General features: G+C 72.2%; 12 protein-coding genes. 5 read left to right on the top strand and 7 right to left on the bottom strand.

The window, feature by feature from the left end:
• Positions 1–59: 59 nt before the first annotated feature.
• Entirely contained in the window at positions 60–617 is a 558-nt protein-coding gene (locus HJG45_RS04185; protein WP_171610842.1) for a type 1 glutamine amidotransferase domain-containing protein, read from the bottom strand.
• A gap of 175 nt (positions 618–792) precedes the next feature.
• Here HJG45_RS04185 and HJG45_RS04180 point away from each other — a divergent pair, with 175 nt between their 5' ends.
• Both HJG45_RS04180 and HJG45_RS04175 read left to right on the top strand, forming a co-directional pair.
• Positions 793–1827, top strand: coding sequence for a tripartite tricarboxylate transporter substrate binding protein (locus HJG45_RS04180; protein WP_171610841.1), 1035 nt, complete (start codon positions 793–795; stop codon positions 1825–1827).
• A gap of 31 nt (positions 1828–1858) precedes the next feature.
• Positions 1859–2992 (top strand): zinc-dependent alcohol dehydrogenase family protein, encoded by a 1134-nt coding sequence (locus HJG45_RS04175; RefSeq protein WP_171610840.1) that lies wholly within the window; start codon positions 1859–1861, stop codon positions 2990–2992.
• Positions 2993–3001: 9 nt separating this feature from the next.
• On the opposite strand, the gene HJG45_RS04170 is transcribed toward HJG45_RS04175, so the two are convergent.
• The 4 genes from HJG45_RS04170 to HJG45_RS04155 all read right to left on the bottom strand — a co-directional run bounded on the left by HJG45_RS04170 (position 3002) and on the right by HJG45_RS04155 (position 7374).
• Complete coding sequence (locus tag HJG45_RS04170; RefSeq protein WP_171610839.1) at positions 3002–4420, bottom strand: homospermidine synthase; 1419 nt, start codon at positions 4418–4420, stop codon at positions 3002–3004.
• Between the two features lie 84 nt (positions 4421–4504).
• Complete coding sequence (locus tag HJG45_RS04165) at positions 4505–5728, bottom strand: type III PLP-dependent enzyme (protein ID WP_171610838.1); 1224 nt, start codon at positions 5726–5728, stop codon at positions 4505–4507.
• Positions 5729–6149: 421 nt separating this feature from the next.
• The gene (speB, locus tag HJG45_RS04160) at positions 6150–7043 is read right to left on the bottom strand and encodes an agmatinase (RefSeq protein WP_171610837.1); all 894 of its coding nucleotides are present in this window, start codon (positions 7041–7043) and stop codon (positions 6150–6152) included.
• A gap of 4 nt (positions 7044–7047) precedes the next feature.
• Positions 7048–7374 (bottom strand): NIPSNAP family protein, encoded by a 327-nt coding sequence (locus HJG45_RS04155; RefSeq protein WP_171610836.1) that lies wholly within the window; start codon positions 7372–7374, stop codon positions 7048–7050.
• Between the two features lie 175 nt (positions 7375–7549).
• Here HJG45_RS04155 and HJG45_RS04150 point away from each other — a divergent pair, with 175 nt between their 5' ends.
• Positions 7550–8161 (top strand): glutathione S-transferase family protein, encoded by a 612-nt coding sequence (locus HJG45_RS04150; RefSeq protein WP_171610834.1) that lies wholly within the window; start codon positions 7550–7552, stop codon positions 8159–8161.
• 27 nt (positions 8162–8188) lie between these two features.
• On the opposite strand, the gene HJG45_RS04145 is transcribed toward HJG45_RS04150, so the two are convergent.
• The gene (locus HJG45_RS04145; RefSeq protein ID WP_171610833.1) at positions 8189–9052 is read right to left on the bottom strand and encodes an aspartate/glutamate racemase family protein; all 864 of its coding nucleotides are present in this window, start codon (positions 9050–9052) and stop codon (positions 8189–8191) included.
• 2 nt (positions 9053–9054) lie between these two features.
• Entirely contained in the window at positions 9055–10242 is a 1188-nt protein-coding gene (locus HJG45_RS04140; RefSeq protein WP_254452277.1) for a CaiB/BaiF CoA-transferase family protein, read from the bottom strand.
• A gap of 78 nt (positions 10243–10320) precedes the next feature.
• Here HJG45_RS04140 and HJG45_RS04135 point away from each other — a divergent pair, with 78 nt between their 5' ends.
• Both HJG45_RS04135 and HJG45_RS04130 read left to right on the top strand, forming a co-directional pair.
• Entirely contained in the window at positions 10321–11571 is a 1251-nt protein-coding gene (locus tag HJG45_RS04135) for an MFS transporter (RefSeq protein WP_171610831.1), read from the top strand.
• Positions 11568–12668 carry a mandelate racemase/muconate lactonizing enzyme family protein gene (locus HJG45_RS04130; protein ID WP_171610830.1) on the top strand — a complete coding sequence of 367 codons (1101 nt, stop codon included), beginning with the start codon at positions 11568–11570 and terminating at the stop codon, positions 12666–12668. The genes HJG45_RS04135 and HJG45_RS04130 overlap by 4 nt, the downstream gene beginning before the upstream one ends.
• Positions 12669–12688: the final 20 nt, after the last annotated feature.

Genomic DNA, 12688 nt, shown 5'->3' with positions numbered 1-12688 from the left:
CCGGATCCTTCGCAAAGGCCGGCCATGCCAGCACGGGCGGCGCCGCGGCGGAAGCCTGCTCAGGCGGCGGCGTGCCGACCCTCGGCGAACTCCTCGATCATCTTCCTGGTGAAGGCCGGGATGTCGTCCGGCTTGCGCGAGGTGACCAGGCCGCGATCGGTCACCACCGCCTCATCCACCCAGTCCGCGCCGGCATTGCGCAGATCGGTCTGCAGCGAGGGCCAGCTCGTCATTTTGCGGCCGCGCACGCCGCCGGCATCGATCAGCGTCCAGGGACCGTGGCAGATCGCCGCGATCGGCTTCTTCTGCTCGACGAAATGCCGGATGAAGGCGATGGCCTTGGGTTGCAGCCGCAGCTCGTCCGGGTTGATCACGCCGCCCGGCAGCAGCAGCGCCGCGTAGCGCCCGGGATCGGCCGCATCGAGCGGCTGGTCGACCGGCACGCTGTCGCCCTTGTCGTGGTGGTTCCAGCCCTGGATGCTGCCGCCATGCGGCGCGACGACATGCACCTCGGCGCCGGCCTGCTTCAGCGCCTGCACCGGCTCGGTGAGCTCGACCTGCTCGAACCCGTCCGTCGCCAGCACCGCGACCGTCTTGCCCTGCAATGGATGCGCCATGGATCCTGTCTTCCTGCCCCTGTGGCCCTGTCGGTGACCGCCGCACCGGGGGTGCAGCCTCGCGCCCAGAACGGTGGGCCCGGCGCGCGGTTGCGGGCGCTTGACGCTGCCGGCCGGTGGTCTGATCGTTGCCGCGCATGGCGTGGGGCGCGACCTCGCAGCCGGGGAGGAGGCGATGCAGAAGGAAGGCAGCCCGCGGGTGCCGAAGGGCCAGGCCGGGGGCCGTGGCCTGCGGCGCCGCGCGTTGATCGGCACTGCGATCGGGACCGCTCTCGGCGGCGCCGGCGCCGCGCGGGCGCAATCCGGCGCAGCCGCGCCTTGGCCGGGCCAGCCGGTCCGGCTGGTCGTCGGCTACACCGCCGGCGGCCCCACCGATTTCGTCGCGCGGCTGTTCCAGGAACCGTTGCAGCAGCTCTGGGGCCAGCCGGTGGTGATCGAGAACCGCCCCGGCGCCAGCGCCGTGCTGGCCACCGAGTTCGTCTCGCATGCCGCGCCCGACGGCTACACCCTGCTGCTGGCGACCAGCGTGCAGGCCAGCAACCCGGCGATCTACCCGAAGCTGCCCTATGACAGCCTCCGCGACTTCACGCCGATCGCGCTGCTCTATGCCTCGCCCACCGTGCTGCTCGTCAAGGCGAACTCGCCGCTGAAGACGGCGGCCGATGTGGTGGCGCTGGCGAGGAAGGAGGGGCCGCTCGCCTTCGCCAGCTCGGGCAACGGCTCCTCCGGCCACTTCGCCGGCGGCATGTTCGCCCGCAAGGCCGGGGTGGAGCTGGCGCACATCGCCTATCGCGGCGCCTCGCCGGCACTGCAGGACGTCGTCGGCGGCCGCGTGCCGATCACCTTCTCCACCCTCTCCGGCGCGCTGCCGCTGGTGCAGGGCGGCGCGCTGCGCGCCATCGCCGTCTGCGGGCCGCAGCGGGTGGAGACGCTGCCGGGCGTGCCGACCCTCGCCGAGAGCCATCTCGACATTCCGGATACCAGCCCCTGGTTCGGCCTGGTCGGCCCGGCCGGGCTGCCGCCGGCGGTGCTGCAGCGGATCGCCGCCGATGCCCGCACCGTGCTGCGGCGGCCGGAGACGCGGCGGCGCATCATCGACCAGGGCGGCTTCGTGATCGATGAGGGGCCGGAGGAATTCGCCGCCCGCATCCGGCGCGAGATGGCCGAGAGCATCGCGGTGGCGAAGGAGCTCGGCATCCACGCCGATTAAGTCTGGGACGCCATAGGGGAAGGGGACCGCCATGCGCATGCAGGCCGCGATCATGTTCGAGCAGGGCAAGCCGCGCCCTTATGCCAGCTCGAACGCGCTGGTGATCGAGGAGGTGGAGCTGGAGGGGCCCGGCCCCGGCGAGGTGCTGATCGAGGTGGCGGCGGCGGGCCTCTGCCACTCCGACCTCTCGGCCATCGAAGGCATCCGGCCACGCCCGCTGCCGGTGGTGATCGGGCATGAGGGCGCCGGCATCGTGCGCGAGATCGGCGAGGGCATCACCGATCTCAAGCCGGGCGACCATGTCATCACCGTCTTCGTCGCCTCCTGCGGGGTCTGCCGCAACTGCGTGCGCGGCCGGCCGAACATCTGCACCGCCGGCAATGCGGCGCGGGCGGCGGGCACGCTGCTCTCGGGCGCCAAGCGGATCCGCCGGCTGAATGGCGAGCGGATCAACCATGGCAGCGGCCTCTCGCTCTTCGCGCAATATGCCGTGGTCGGGCGCCGCTCGGCGGTGAAGATCGATCCCGGCATCCCGCTCGAGGATGCGGCGATCTTCGGCTGCGCGGTGATGACCGGCGCCGGCGCGGTGCTGAACACGGCGGCGATGCAGGCGGGCGACACCATCGCGGTGGTCGGGCTCGGCGGCGTCGGGATGAACGCGCTCTTCGCGGCGGTGGCCGGCGGGGCGGAGCGGATCATCGCGGTGGACGCCAATCCGGAGAAGCTCGGCCTCGCCCGGCAATGGGGCGCGACCGACACCTTCCTCGCCACCGAGCTGGATTGCGCCGAGCAGGTGCGGGCGGCCACCGATGGCGGCGTCGATACGGTGATCGAGACGGCGGGCAACATCCGCGCGATGGAACTCGCCTATGCCATCACCGCCCGCGGCGGCAGCGTGGTCAGCGCCGGGCTGCCGGCGCAGGGCGCCAATTTCTCCTACATGCATGCCGGGCTCGTCTCGGACGAGAAGAGCATCCGCGGCAGCTATATGGGCTCCTGCATCGCCGAGCGGGACATCCCGCGCTTCCTCGGCCTCTACAAGCGCGGCAAGCTGCCGGTCGGCTCGCTGAAGAGCGGCTTCCTGCCGCTCTCCGAGATCAATGCCGGCTTCGACCGCCTCGCCGAGGGCAACGTGCTGCGGCAGGTGCTGCGGCCGAACATGTAGGGGGCCGAATCAAACGACGCGGATGTTCCCGAATTGCCAGGGATCGCTCTCGTCCAGTTCCTCCGGGAACAGCCGGGCGCGGTCCCGCAGCGGCGTCCAGTCGGAATAGGCGCCGACCACCTGGCCGAGATAGGGACGGCAGATCTCGAGGATCCGCGCATGGTCCAGCTCGTCGGATTCGACCAGCCCGGCGCGCGGGTTCTCCATCGCCCAGATCACCCCGGCCAGCACCGCGACCGTCACCTGCAGGGAGGTGGCGTTGTTGTGCGGCACCAGGCGCCGCGCCTCCTCGATGGAGAGGCGCGAGCCGTACCAGTAGGCGCCCCTGGCATGGCCGCAGAGCAGCACGCCGAGCTCGTCGATGCCGGAGGTGATCTCGTCGGTCATCAGCCGGCTCTCCGGCTGCATCCGCCAGTTCTTGCCGGCCAGCTCGTGCACCGAGAGCACCGCGTCGTCGCAGGGATGGTAGGCGTAATGCGCCGTCGGCCGGTACAGCACGCGACCCCCGGCATCCCGCACCGTATAGTAGTCGGCCAGCGAGATGCTCTCGTTATGGGTGATGAGGAAGCCGTGGAAGGGCCCCTCCAGCGGTGTCCAGGTGCGCACGCGCGTCGAGGCGCCGGGCCGCAGCAGGTAGATCGCCGCGTCGCAGCCGAAGCCGTGCCGGCGGCCATCGGCGGGCAGCGCCTTCTCATGCGTGCCCCAGCCGAGCTCGGCCGGCTGGCAGCCCTCGCCGACGAAGCCCTCCACCGACCAGGTGTTGACGAACTCGCCGACGCGCTTCGGGCGGTCGGAAACCTGGGTGTCGCGCTCCGCGATATGGATCACCTTCACGCCGAGCGACTGGGCGAGGCGCGCCCAGGCGGCGCGGTCGGTGGCCGGCGGCGGCGTGGCGACCGGCGCGCCGGTGTCGCGGGCGATGTCGAGCAGCGCCTGCTTGACGAAATGGCTGACCAGGCCGGGATTGGCGCCGTGCGCGGTGATCGAGGTCGGGCCGCTCCGCATCGCCTCCCTCAGCCCGATCGCCTCCTCCCGCATCGCGTAGTTGGAGCGCTGCGAGGGGGTGAGGGCGGGGTCGGTATAGCCGCCGGCCCAGGGCTCCACCACCGTGTCGAGATAGAGCGCGCCGAGCTCCTGGCAGAGCCGCATCAGCGCGACGGAGGAGACATCGACCGAGAGGTTGAGCAGGAAATCGCCCGGGCCCAGCAGCGGCGTCAGCAGGTCACGGTAATTCGCCCGCGTCGCCGGCTCGATGACGAAGCGGATGCCGTATTCCTCGGCGACGGCGCGGCCCCGCTCCTCGGCGGTGACGATGGTGATCCGCTCGCGCGGGAGGTCGATGTGGCGGAGGATCAGGGGCAGCACGCCCTGGCCGATGCTGCCGAAGCCGAGCATCACCAGGCGGCCGGAGAAGTGGGCGTGAATCATGGGCGGGGCACTCCGGGGCACATGGTCGAACAACGCCGCGGGCCGCGGCCCGTGGCGTTGTCATGAAACCGTCTCGCAATACGGTCAGGCGGCGCTTGCCTCGCCCTCCAGCATCGGCCGGTCGCGGACCTCGACCAGGCGGGCCCGGTCGAAGCCGTTGAAGGCGGTGCGCAGGCAGGCACCGTAGGCGCCGAGCTGGCCGATCTCGATCCAGTCGCCCTCGCGCACATCGGCGGGCAGGCGGAAGGGACCGGCCATGCGGTCGGCGCTGTCGCAGGTCGGGCCGAAGAGCACGAAATCCTGCGATTCCGCGGCGACCGGCCCGTCGGGCCGGATCAGCCGGCAGGGAAAGACGAAGCCCGGCGCGCCGGCATCCGACAGCGTGCCATAGACCCCGTCATTCACGTAGAGCGCGCCGTCGCGGCGCTGCTGCACCTGCACGACGACGCTACCGCCGCCGGCGACCAGTGCCCGGCCTGGTTCCGCCCAGAGCACGGCGCCCGGCAGTGCCAGCGCCTCGAACCCCGCCTCGATCTCGGCGAAGAAGGCGCCGAGCGGCGGCGGCGTGACATCGGGATAGGCGACCGGGAAGCCGCCACCGACATCGACCACATCGACCGTGACGCCGGCGGCGCGGATCACCTCGCCGGCCAGCGCCAGGGCGCGGCGCCAGGCCAGCGGCTCGAGGCATTGCGAGCCGACATGGAAGCAAAGGCCGAGCCGCGCCGCCTGCGGCCGCGCCGCGCGCAGCAGCGCCGCCGCCGCCTCCGGCTCGGCGCCGAACTTGCCGGAGAGGTCGTAGCGGGCCACGCCCTTCGGCAGCGCCAGCCGGACGAAGAGGCCGAGCCCCTCGGCCGCGCCGGCGCCCGCCGCGAGCGTGCCCGTCTCCTCGCGGATCTTCGCCAGCTCGCCGGCGGTGTCGAGCACGAAGTCGCGCACGCCATGCCGCTGCCAGGCCTCGCGGATCGCCGAGCGCGCCTTCACCGGATGCATGAAGTGGATCGCCGCCTCGGGCAGCAGGCCGCGGACCAGCGCCACCTCGCCGGCGGAGGCGCAGTCGAAATGCCGCACGCCGCCCTCCCAGACCGCGCGCAGCACGGCCGGCTCCGGGTTGCACTTCACGGCATAGAGCGTCTCGCCCGGGAAGCCGGCGACGAAGCCCGCGGCGGCGCCGGCGATGGCGGCCGGGCGCAGGCAGTGCATCGGCTCCTCCGGCCGGGCGACGGCGACGAGCGCCTCGACGGCCGGCAGGGCGGAGAGGTCGTGCCGCGGCGGGGCGGCGGCGGCGCGGGCGCGCAGCAGGTCCATGGCAAAATCCTCACGGCATCGCGGCGCGCGGCGGGCGCGCCAAACTGGTCGGGTGGTGGAGGCGGGCGGGCCGGGCCGCGGATGCGGCGGCCGGCGCGGCGATCAGGCGATGCGGTGGGGTTTTCGCATCGCGTCGAACCGTTCGAGCGACATAGACAATCCCTCACGACCCCGGCGCGGCGGGCAGGCCCGCCGCCCCGGCATGGGCGAAAAGGACGCGTCCCGTCGTTGCTGTGCCCGTGGGTCGAAGGATCCCGGCCGGGCTCGCGGCACGTGCGATGGCGTCAGCGCCCGGCGCGAACCGGGCACGGCCGGAGAAATAGGGTCTCTGGCCGCGAAATTCCAGGCCTTTTTTCAGGACCAGCCATGCGCTGCCGGCAGAGACGCCGGAGCGCGACCCGTGTCGCCGGAAATTGCCCGGTCAGGCCGCGGCCAGCAGGGATAAATATTCCCAGACCATGGTGGCGCCTGCCAGCGCCGTGATCTCCGCCTGGTCATGCGGCGGCGACACCTCGACCAGGTCCATCCCGGCCCAGGCGAGGCCGCCCAGCCGGCGCAGGATGCCCTGCGCCTGCCAGGAGGCGAGGCCGCCCACCTCCGGCGTGCCGGTGCCCGGGGCGAAGGCGGGGTCGAGGGCGTCGATGTCGAAGGAGAGGTAGCAGGGCGCCGTGCCGAGCACCGCGCGCACCCGGGCGGCGAGCGCGGCGGGCGTCGCCTCCTGCGCCTCCTGCGCCGTCACCACCGTGACGCCCTGGCCGAGCGTCCAGTCCCAGGTCTCGCGGTCCACCGGTGAGCGGATGCCGATCTGGATCATCCGCCGCGGATCGACCAGCCCCTCGCGGATGGCGTGGAAGAAGACCGAGCCATGGGCGAGGCTCTGGCCGAAATTCGTCTCCCAGGTATCGACATGCGCATCCATGTGCAGCAGGCCGAGCGGCGCGCCGAGGCGGCGGGACAGCGCCCGCAGCAGCGGCAGGGTGACGAGATGCTCGCCGCCGAGGGCGACCAGATGCGCGCACTCCGCCGCCTGGCGCTCGATCAGCGCCAGGCTCGCCGGGATGTCGCCGAGGGCGATGGCGAAGTCGCCGGCATCGGCGATGTCGAGGCTGCGCGGATCGGTCCAGTGCGCCGGATGCATGCCATCGACCAGCATGCGACTGGCGCGGCGGATGGCGGCCGGCCCGTCGCGCGTGCCGCTGCGGTTGGTGGTGCCGATATCGAGCGGGATGCCGGCGATGCAGAAGCCGGCCCCCCGGTCCTGCCGCGTGATGCCGAGGAAGCCCGGCGGCGTGGCGAAGGTCGGGGTGCCGGCCATGGCCCTACTTCACCGAGGAGAAGCTGGTGGGCTGCAGGAACATGTTCTCGACCCTCTCCAGGATCGGCCCGTCCGCTTCCGAAGCCGCGCGGGCAGCGACCCATTCCGGATCCACGGCGAAGCGGTTCCACTTCTCCTCGCGCTCCGCCAGGCTCTGCCATTCCAGCAGGTAGTAGAGGGCGTGGTTCGAGGGGCCGACCAGCGTGGTCCAGAAGCCGGCCTGGCGGATGCCGAAGCGCTCCCAGAGCTTCAGCGTCACCGTGTCGAAGCGCTTCAGCAGCGCCGGCAGCCGGTTGGGCAGGCAGTGATAGATGCGGAGCTCGTGGATCATCCCGTGTTCCTCCCGTGGGGAGGGGCGATGCTACAGCGGATCGGCGCAGCGGGAAGGCCTGTCGGGGTCCTCCCTCGGGCGCCGCGGGGGATGCTCGCCAGCCAGGCGGCGCGCCGGTAGGCTCCGCCAGGCCGGCAGCGCGCCGCATCGCCTGCCGGGCCGGGAGGACGCCAACATGCATCTCTATGATTCCATCGGCCCCAATCCGCGCGTGGTGCGGATGTTCATGGCCGAGCGCGGCATCGAGATCCCGCGCACCACCGTCGACCTGCTCGGCGGCGAGAACCGCCGCGGCCCCTATCTGGCGAAGAACCCGTCCGGCCAGCTTCCCTGCCTCGAGCTGGATGACGGCACGGTGCTGGCCGAGGTCACCGCCATCTGCGAATATCTCGACGAGACGGCGCCGGGCACCAGCCTGATCGGCGCGACGCCGGAGCAGCGCGCCGAGACGCGCATGTGGGTGCGGCGGATCGACCTCAACATCCTCGAACCCATGGGCAACGGCTTCCGCTACAGCGACGGGCTGAAGATGTTCCAGAGCCGCATCCGCTGCATCCCGCAGGCGGCCGAGGATCTGAAGCTTCTGGCGCAGGAGAAGCTCGCCTGGCTCGACAGGCTGATCGAGGGGCGCCGCTTCATCTGCGGCGAGCGGCTGACGCTGGCCGATATCCTGCTGTTCTGCTTCCTCGATTTCGGCAAGAAGGTTGGCCAGCCGCCCGACCCGGCGCTCAAATCCGTGGCGGCGCATTTCGACCGCATGCAGGCGAGGCCCTCGGCGGCGGCGTGACGGCGGCCTGGCCTTGGGCGCGGCACCTCAGGCGAGGCGCCGCCGCCGCCGGTGCCGCGGCGGGTCGCCGGGGAAGGTGATGCCGCTGGCATCGAGGCCGAGCCGCACGAAGACCCGCGCCAGCTCGATGGCGCAGCGATAGCCCTCCAGCACCGGCACGTCCCAGCCGAGCGCGGCGAGGCGCCGCTGCAGCGGCGCCTGCAGCCAGAAGGCGGCCGAGCAGCCGAGCAGCAGCACCTCGGCGCCATCCTCCTCCAGCGCCGCGAGGGCGGCCGCGACCGCCGCCTCCAGCATCGGGCTCGGCTCGCCCGCGGCATGCCGCTCCGCCTCGCCGCGCAGCGTCGGCCGGTCGCGATGCGCCGGCCGCGGCAGCGGGACGTCGATGTTGCGGATCGAGGCGAGGCCGTGCGTCATGCGGTATTGCACCACCAGCTCGGCCATGCGGGCATTGTGCGTCTCGGCGATGTCGATGATCGAGAAGCGGTTGCCGAGCGTCATCGCCAGGTGCATCTGGGCATGCGCATTGGCTGTGACCGGGATGCGGTGGCGCCGGCCGATCTCCCGCGCCTCCATGTAGCCGGGATCGCCGCCGCCGAGCAGGACGATGGCATCGTAGCCGCCGCCGGCGCAGGCCTCGCGCACGATCGGCAGCCGGGCGACGCCGGCGATGGCGAACTCCTCGCGCGTCTCCACCGGCCAGTCGCCATGCGGGGCGAGGGGGCCGGGATGCAGCTCCCAGTCGAGATCGGCGAGCAGCGGCGCCAGCGCCGCGTGGTTCATGAGCTGCGCCTCCTTCCCGCCCTCTGCGGCGCGGAACTGGTTGGGCGAGCCGGGCGGCAGGCTGAAGGCCTGCACCAGCAGGAAGCGGGGCCGCCGCGCCGGGTCCGGCATGGCTAGATCGCGCCGCTCGCCCGCAGCGCCGCGATCTCCGCCGCGCCGTAGCCGAGCTCGCCCAGCACCGCCTCGGTATCGGCGCCGAGGCGCGGCGGCGGGCTGTCCACCCGCGGCCCGCCATGCGCCAGGGTGAAGGCGGCGACCGGCACGCCGAAGGGTTGCGGCACGCCGGGCGCGCCCTCGGGGAAGCGGTGCAGCAAGCCGCGGCTCTCGAGATGCGGGTCGGCCAGCGCCTCCTCCATCCGCCGCACCCGCGCCGCCGGCACGTGGCGCGCCTGCAGATAGGCCTCCCACTCATCGGCGGTGCGCGTAAGCATGATCCTGGCCAGCACCGCCTCCTCCCGGTCGCGGTCGGCGAGGCGGGCCTCGTTGCTCTCCTTCGCCATCTCCGGCCGGCCGAGCGCCGCCCAGAGGCGCCGCTGCTGCCGCAGGTTGCTGGCGCCCAGCATCACCATCCCGTCCTTCGTGGCATAGGCGCTGTTCGTGGCATGGGCGTGCTTGTTGCCGTTCGGCCGCGCCGGTTTGCCGGAGGCGAGCCAGGCGGTGACATGCGAGGCCTGCATCATCATCGCGACATCGAGCATGGCGAGGTCGATGCGCTGGCCGCGCCCGGTCCGCTCCCGCTGGAACAGCGCCGCCGAGAGGGCGAAGGCGCCCATGGTGCCGGTCGCGTAGTCGATCGCCGGGGCGCCGAACTTGATCGGGTTCACCTCCGGCGTGCCGGTCGCCGCCATGATGCCGGAACTCGCCTGGATCACATGGTCATAGGCGGTCTGGTTGCCGCGCGGGCCGGATTGCCCGAAGGCGGAGATGGAGCAGTAGATGAGGCGCGGGTTGATCGCCATCAGCGCCTCCGATCCCAGCCCCAGGGCCTCGAAGGCGCCGGGGCGGAAATTCTCCACCAGCACGTCGGCGCCGGCGACCAGCTTGCGCAGCACCGCGCGCGCCGGCTCCTGCTTCAGGTCGAGCGTGATCGCGCGCTTGTTGGCGGCCTGGGTGAGGAAGTAGCTGCCCATCCCCGCGCGGTTCAGCGCCAGGTCGGGGCCGCTGTCGCGGCTCTGGTCCGGCTCCTCCGGCGGCTCGACCTTGATGACATCGGCGCCGAGCAGGGCGAGCTGATAGGCCGCGAAGGGCCCGGCCAGCACATGCGTGATGTCGATGATCCGGATGCCTTCGAAGGGCCGCATGGACGTCATCCCTGCAATGCTTTGACATGGACTATGCCGGGCTTGGCGGCGGGCGCCAATCGGCGGCACCATGGGCGCATGGAGGGAACGATCAGTGCCGCGCCGGCCGCGGTGGCGCCGCCGCGCCCATTCGCCATCGGCGATTTCCGCTGCCTCTGGACGGTCGGGCTGGTCGTCTTCCTGGTGCGCTGGCTGGAGATGCTGGCGGTCTCCCTCTTCATCTGGCAGGCCACCGGCTCCGCCTTCCTCGTCGCCATGATGGGCATGCTGCGCATCCTGCCCATGGGGCTGTTCGGCGCCCCGCTCGGCGTGCTGGCCGAGCGGGTGCAGCCGCGCACCGCGCTGCTGGCGATCGTGCTCGCCAGCCTCGCCACCTCCCTCGCCCTCGCCCTGCTGAGCCTCGCCGGGGCGCTCGCCGTCTGGCACCTCGCGGTGGCGAGCTTCATCAACGGCGTCGCCTGGGCGGCCGACAACCCGGTGCGGCGGATGATGATCGGCCAGGTGGTCGGCCCCGCCCGCATGGGCGAGGCGATGTCCTTCGATGTCGGCAGCAACAATGCCAGCCGCATGATGGGGCCGACCGTCTCCGGCCTGCTCTTCGCCGCGGTCGGCATCGAGGGCACCTTCGTTACTTCGGTCCTGCTCTATGGCGGCGCCCTGATCGCCACCCTGCTGCTGCGCTACCGCGCCGCCCCGGCCCCGGCGACCGGGGAGGGGGTGCTGGCGCGGATGGGGGAGGGGCTGGCGGCGGTGCGGCGCTCGCCGCGGCTGCGCGGCACGCTGCTGGTGACGGTGCTGTTCAACGTCTTCGGCTGGCCCTTCACCAGCCTCGTCCCCGTGGTGGCGCAGGACCGCTTCGCCCTCGGCGCCGAGGCGACCGGCTTGCTCGCCAGCATGGACGGCGTCGGCGCCTTCCTCGGCGCGCTGCTGATGGCCTGGTTCGCCCGGCCGGCCTGGTATGCCCGGCTCTATGTCGGCGGCCTCGCCCTCTACCTCGCCATGGTCTCGGGCTTCGCGCTCGCGCCCGGCGCCGTCGCCGCCGGTGGGGCGCTGTTCCTGGTCGGCTTCGGCCAGTCGGGCTTCAGCATCATGCAGGCGACGCTGGTCTACCTGCTGGCGCCGCCGGAGGTGCGGATGCGGGTGCTCGGCCTGCTCTCGGTCTGCATCGGCCTCGGCCCAATCGGTTTCCTCGGCCTCGGCCTGCTGGCGGACAGCTTCGGGGCGACCACCGCCTGCGCCGTCACCGGCATCGCCGGGCTGCTGGTGCTGGCCCTGACCCTGCCGCTCTGGCGTGCCATCCTGGCGCGCGAGGAGGAGCCCCCCGCATGACCGACCTGACCATCCGCGAGCTTCGCACCACCCTGCTGCAATTGCCCTGGGCGGCGGACCCCTGGCTCGCCGGCCATGCGCTCGGCCCGATGCGCGACCTGGTGGTGGTGGAGGTCGTCACCGGCTCCGGCCTCACCGGCATGGGCTATCTGCACCTGCTGAACCTGCCCTTGCAGCGCACCATCGGCGCCTGCCTCGCCGAGGCGATGGCGCCGCGCCTCCTCGGCCGCGACGCCACGGAGGTGGAGGGCATCTGGCAGGATCTCTGGCGGGCGACGCTGACCGGCGGCCGCGGCGGCGTGACCATGATGGCGCAGTCGGCGATCGACATCGCGCTCTGGGACGTGCTGGGCAAGGCGGCCGGCCTGCCGCTGCACCGGCTCTGGGGCCATGTGCGCAGCCGCATCCCGGCCTATGGCAGCGGCTGCTTCCGCGGCGCGCTGGGCGAAGGGATGGCGGCCAAAGCGAAGCACTACGCCGACCAGGGCTACCGGGCGATCAAGATGCAGGCGGCGCATATCGGTGATTGGCGCCAGGACGTGCGCAACCTGCGGCTGGTGCGGGACACGGTCGGGCCGGATGTCGAGATCATGATCGACATCAACATGGGCTGGCATGCCGACCAGGCGATCATCGCCGGCCGCGCCTTCCAGGACTACGACCCCTACTGGATCGAGGAGCCGGTGACCGCCGACGACTTCGCCGGCTATCTCCGCTGCGCCGAGGCGCTGACCACGCGGGTGGTGGGCGGCGAGACGCATTTCGGTCGCGCCGACCTGAAGCCGGTGCTGGAGAATCCCCGCCTGCCGATCCTGCAGCCGGACCCGATGCGCGGCGGCCTGACCGAGCTGCGGAAGATCGCGACGGTCGCCGAGACCTGGGGAATGAGCATGGCGCCGCATCTCTTCCCCGAGCTGAACGTGCATCTGCTGGCCAGCATCCCGAACGGCGCCTGGATCGAGCAGATGGGGCTGCTGGACGATCTCTGGGTCGAGCCGCCGCGCTTCGAGGCCGGCCACGCCATCGCCCCGGAACGCCCCGGCCACGGCCTCGCCTTCAGGCCCGAGGTGCTGAAGGACCATGTGCTGAAGGGATAGGGGAATAGGGGGCGGCCCGG

It is taken from the genome of Roseicella sp. DB1501, assembly GCF_013112485.1.
Taxonomy (GTDB): Bacteria; Pseudomonadota; Alphaproteobacteria; order Acetobacterales; family Acetobacteraceae; genus Paracraurococcus.
Note: the sequence above shows the minus strand (reverse complement) of the source record. Positions and strands in the feature narration are given on the sequence as shown.

Bases quoted from the DNA above. Each gene is read 5' to 3' on its own strand.
- HJG45_RS04130 (WP_171610830.1), top strand. From the start codon at position 11,568: ATGACCGACCTGACCATCCGCGAGCTTCGCACCACCCTGCTGCAATTG.
- HJG45_RS04185 (WP_171610842.1), bottom strand. From the start codon at position 617: ATGGCGCATCCATTGCAGGGCAAGACGGTCGCGGTGCTGGCGACGGAC.
- HJG45_RS04175 (WP_171610840.1), top strand. From the start codon at position 1,859: ATGCGCATGCAGGCCGCGATCATGTTCGAGCAGGGCAAGCCGCGCCCT.
- speB (WP_171610837.1), bottom strand. From the start codon at position 7,043: ATGGCCGGCACCCCGACCTTCGCCACGCCGCCGGGCTTCCTCGGCATC.
- HJG45_RS04135 (WP_171610831.1), top strand. From the start codon at position 10,321: ATGGAGGGAACGATCAGTGCCGCGCCGGCCGCGGTGGCGCCGCCGCGC.
- HJG45_RS04180 (WP_171610841.1), top strand. From the start codon at position 793: ATGCAGAAGGAAGGCAGCCCGCGGGTGCCGAAGGGCCAGGCCGGGGGC.
- HJG45_RS04170 (WP_171610839.1), bottom strand. From the start codon at position 4,420: ATGATTCACGCCCACTTCTCCGGCCGCCTGGTGATGCTCGGCTTCGGC.
- HJG45_RS04165 (WP_171610838.1), bottom strand. From the start codon at position 5,728: ATGGACCTGCTGCGCGCCCGCGCCGCCGCCGCCCCGCCGCGGCACGAC.
- HJG45_RS04145 (WP_171610833.1), bottom strand. From the start codon at position 9,052: ATGCCGGACCCGGCGCGGCGGCCCCGCTTCCTGCTGGTGCAGGCCTTC.
- HJG45_RS04155 (WP_171610836.1), bottom strand. From the start codon at position 7,374: ATGATCCACGAGCTCCGCATCTATCACTGCCTGCCCAACCGGCTGCCG.
- HJG45_RS04150 (WP_171610834.1), top strand. From the start codon at position 7,550: ATGCATCTCTATGATTCCATCGGCCCCAATCCGCGCGTGGTGCGGATG.
- HJG45_RS04140 (WP_254452277.1), bottom strand. From the start codon at position 10,242: ATGCGGCCCTTCGAAGGCATCCGGATCATCGACATCACGCATGTGCTG.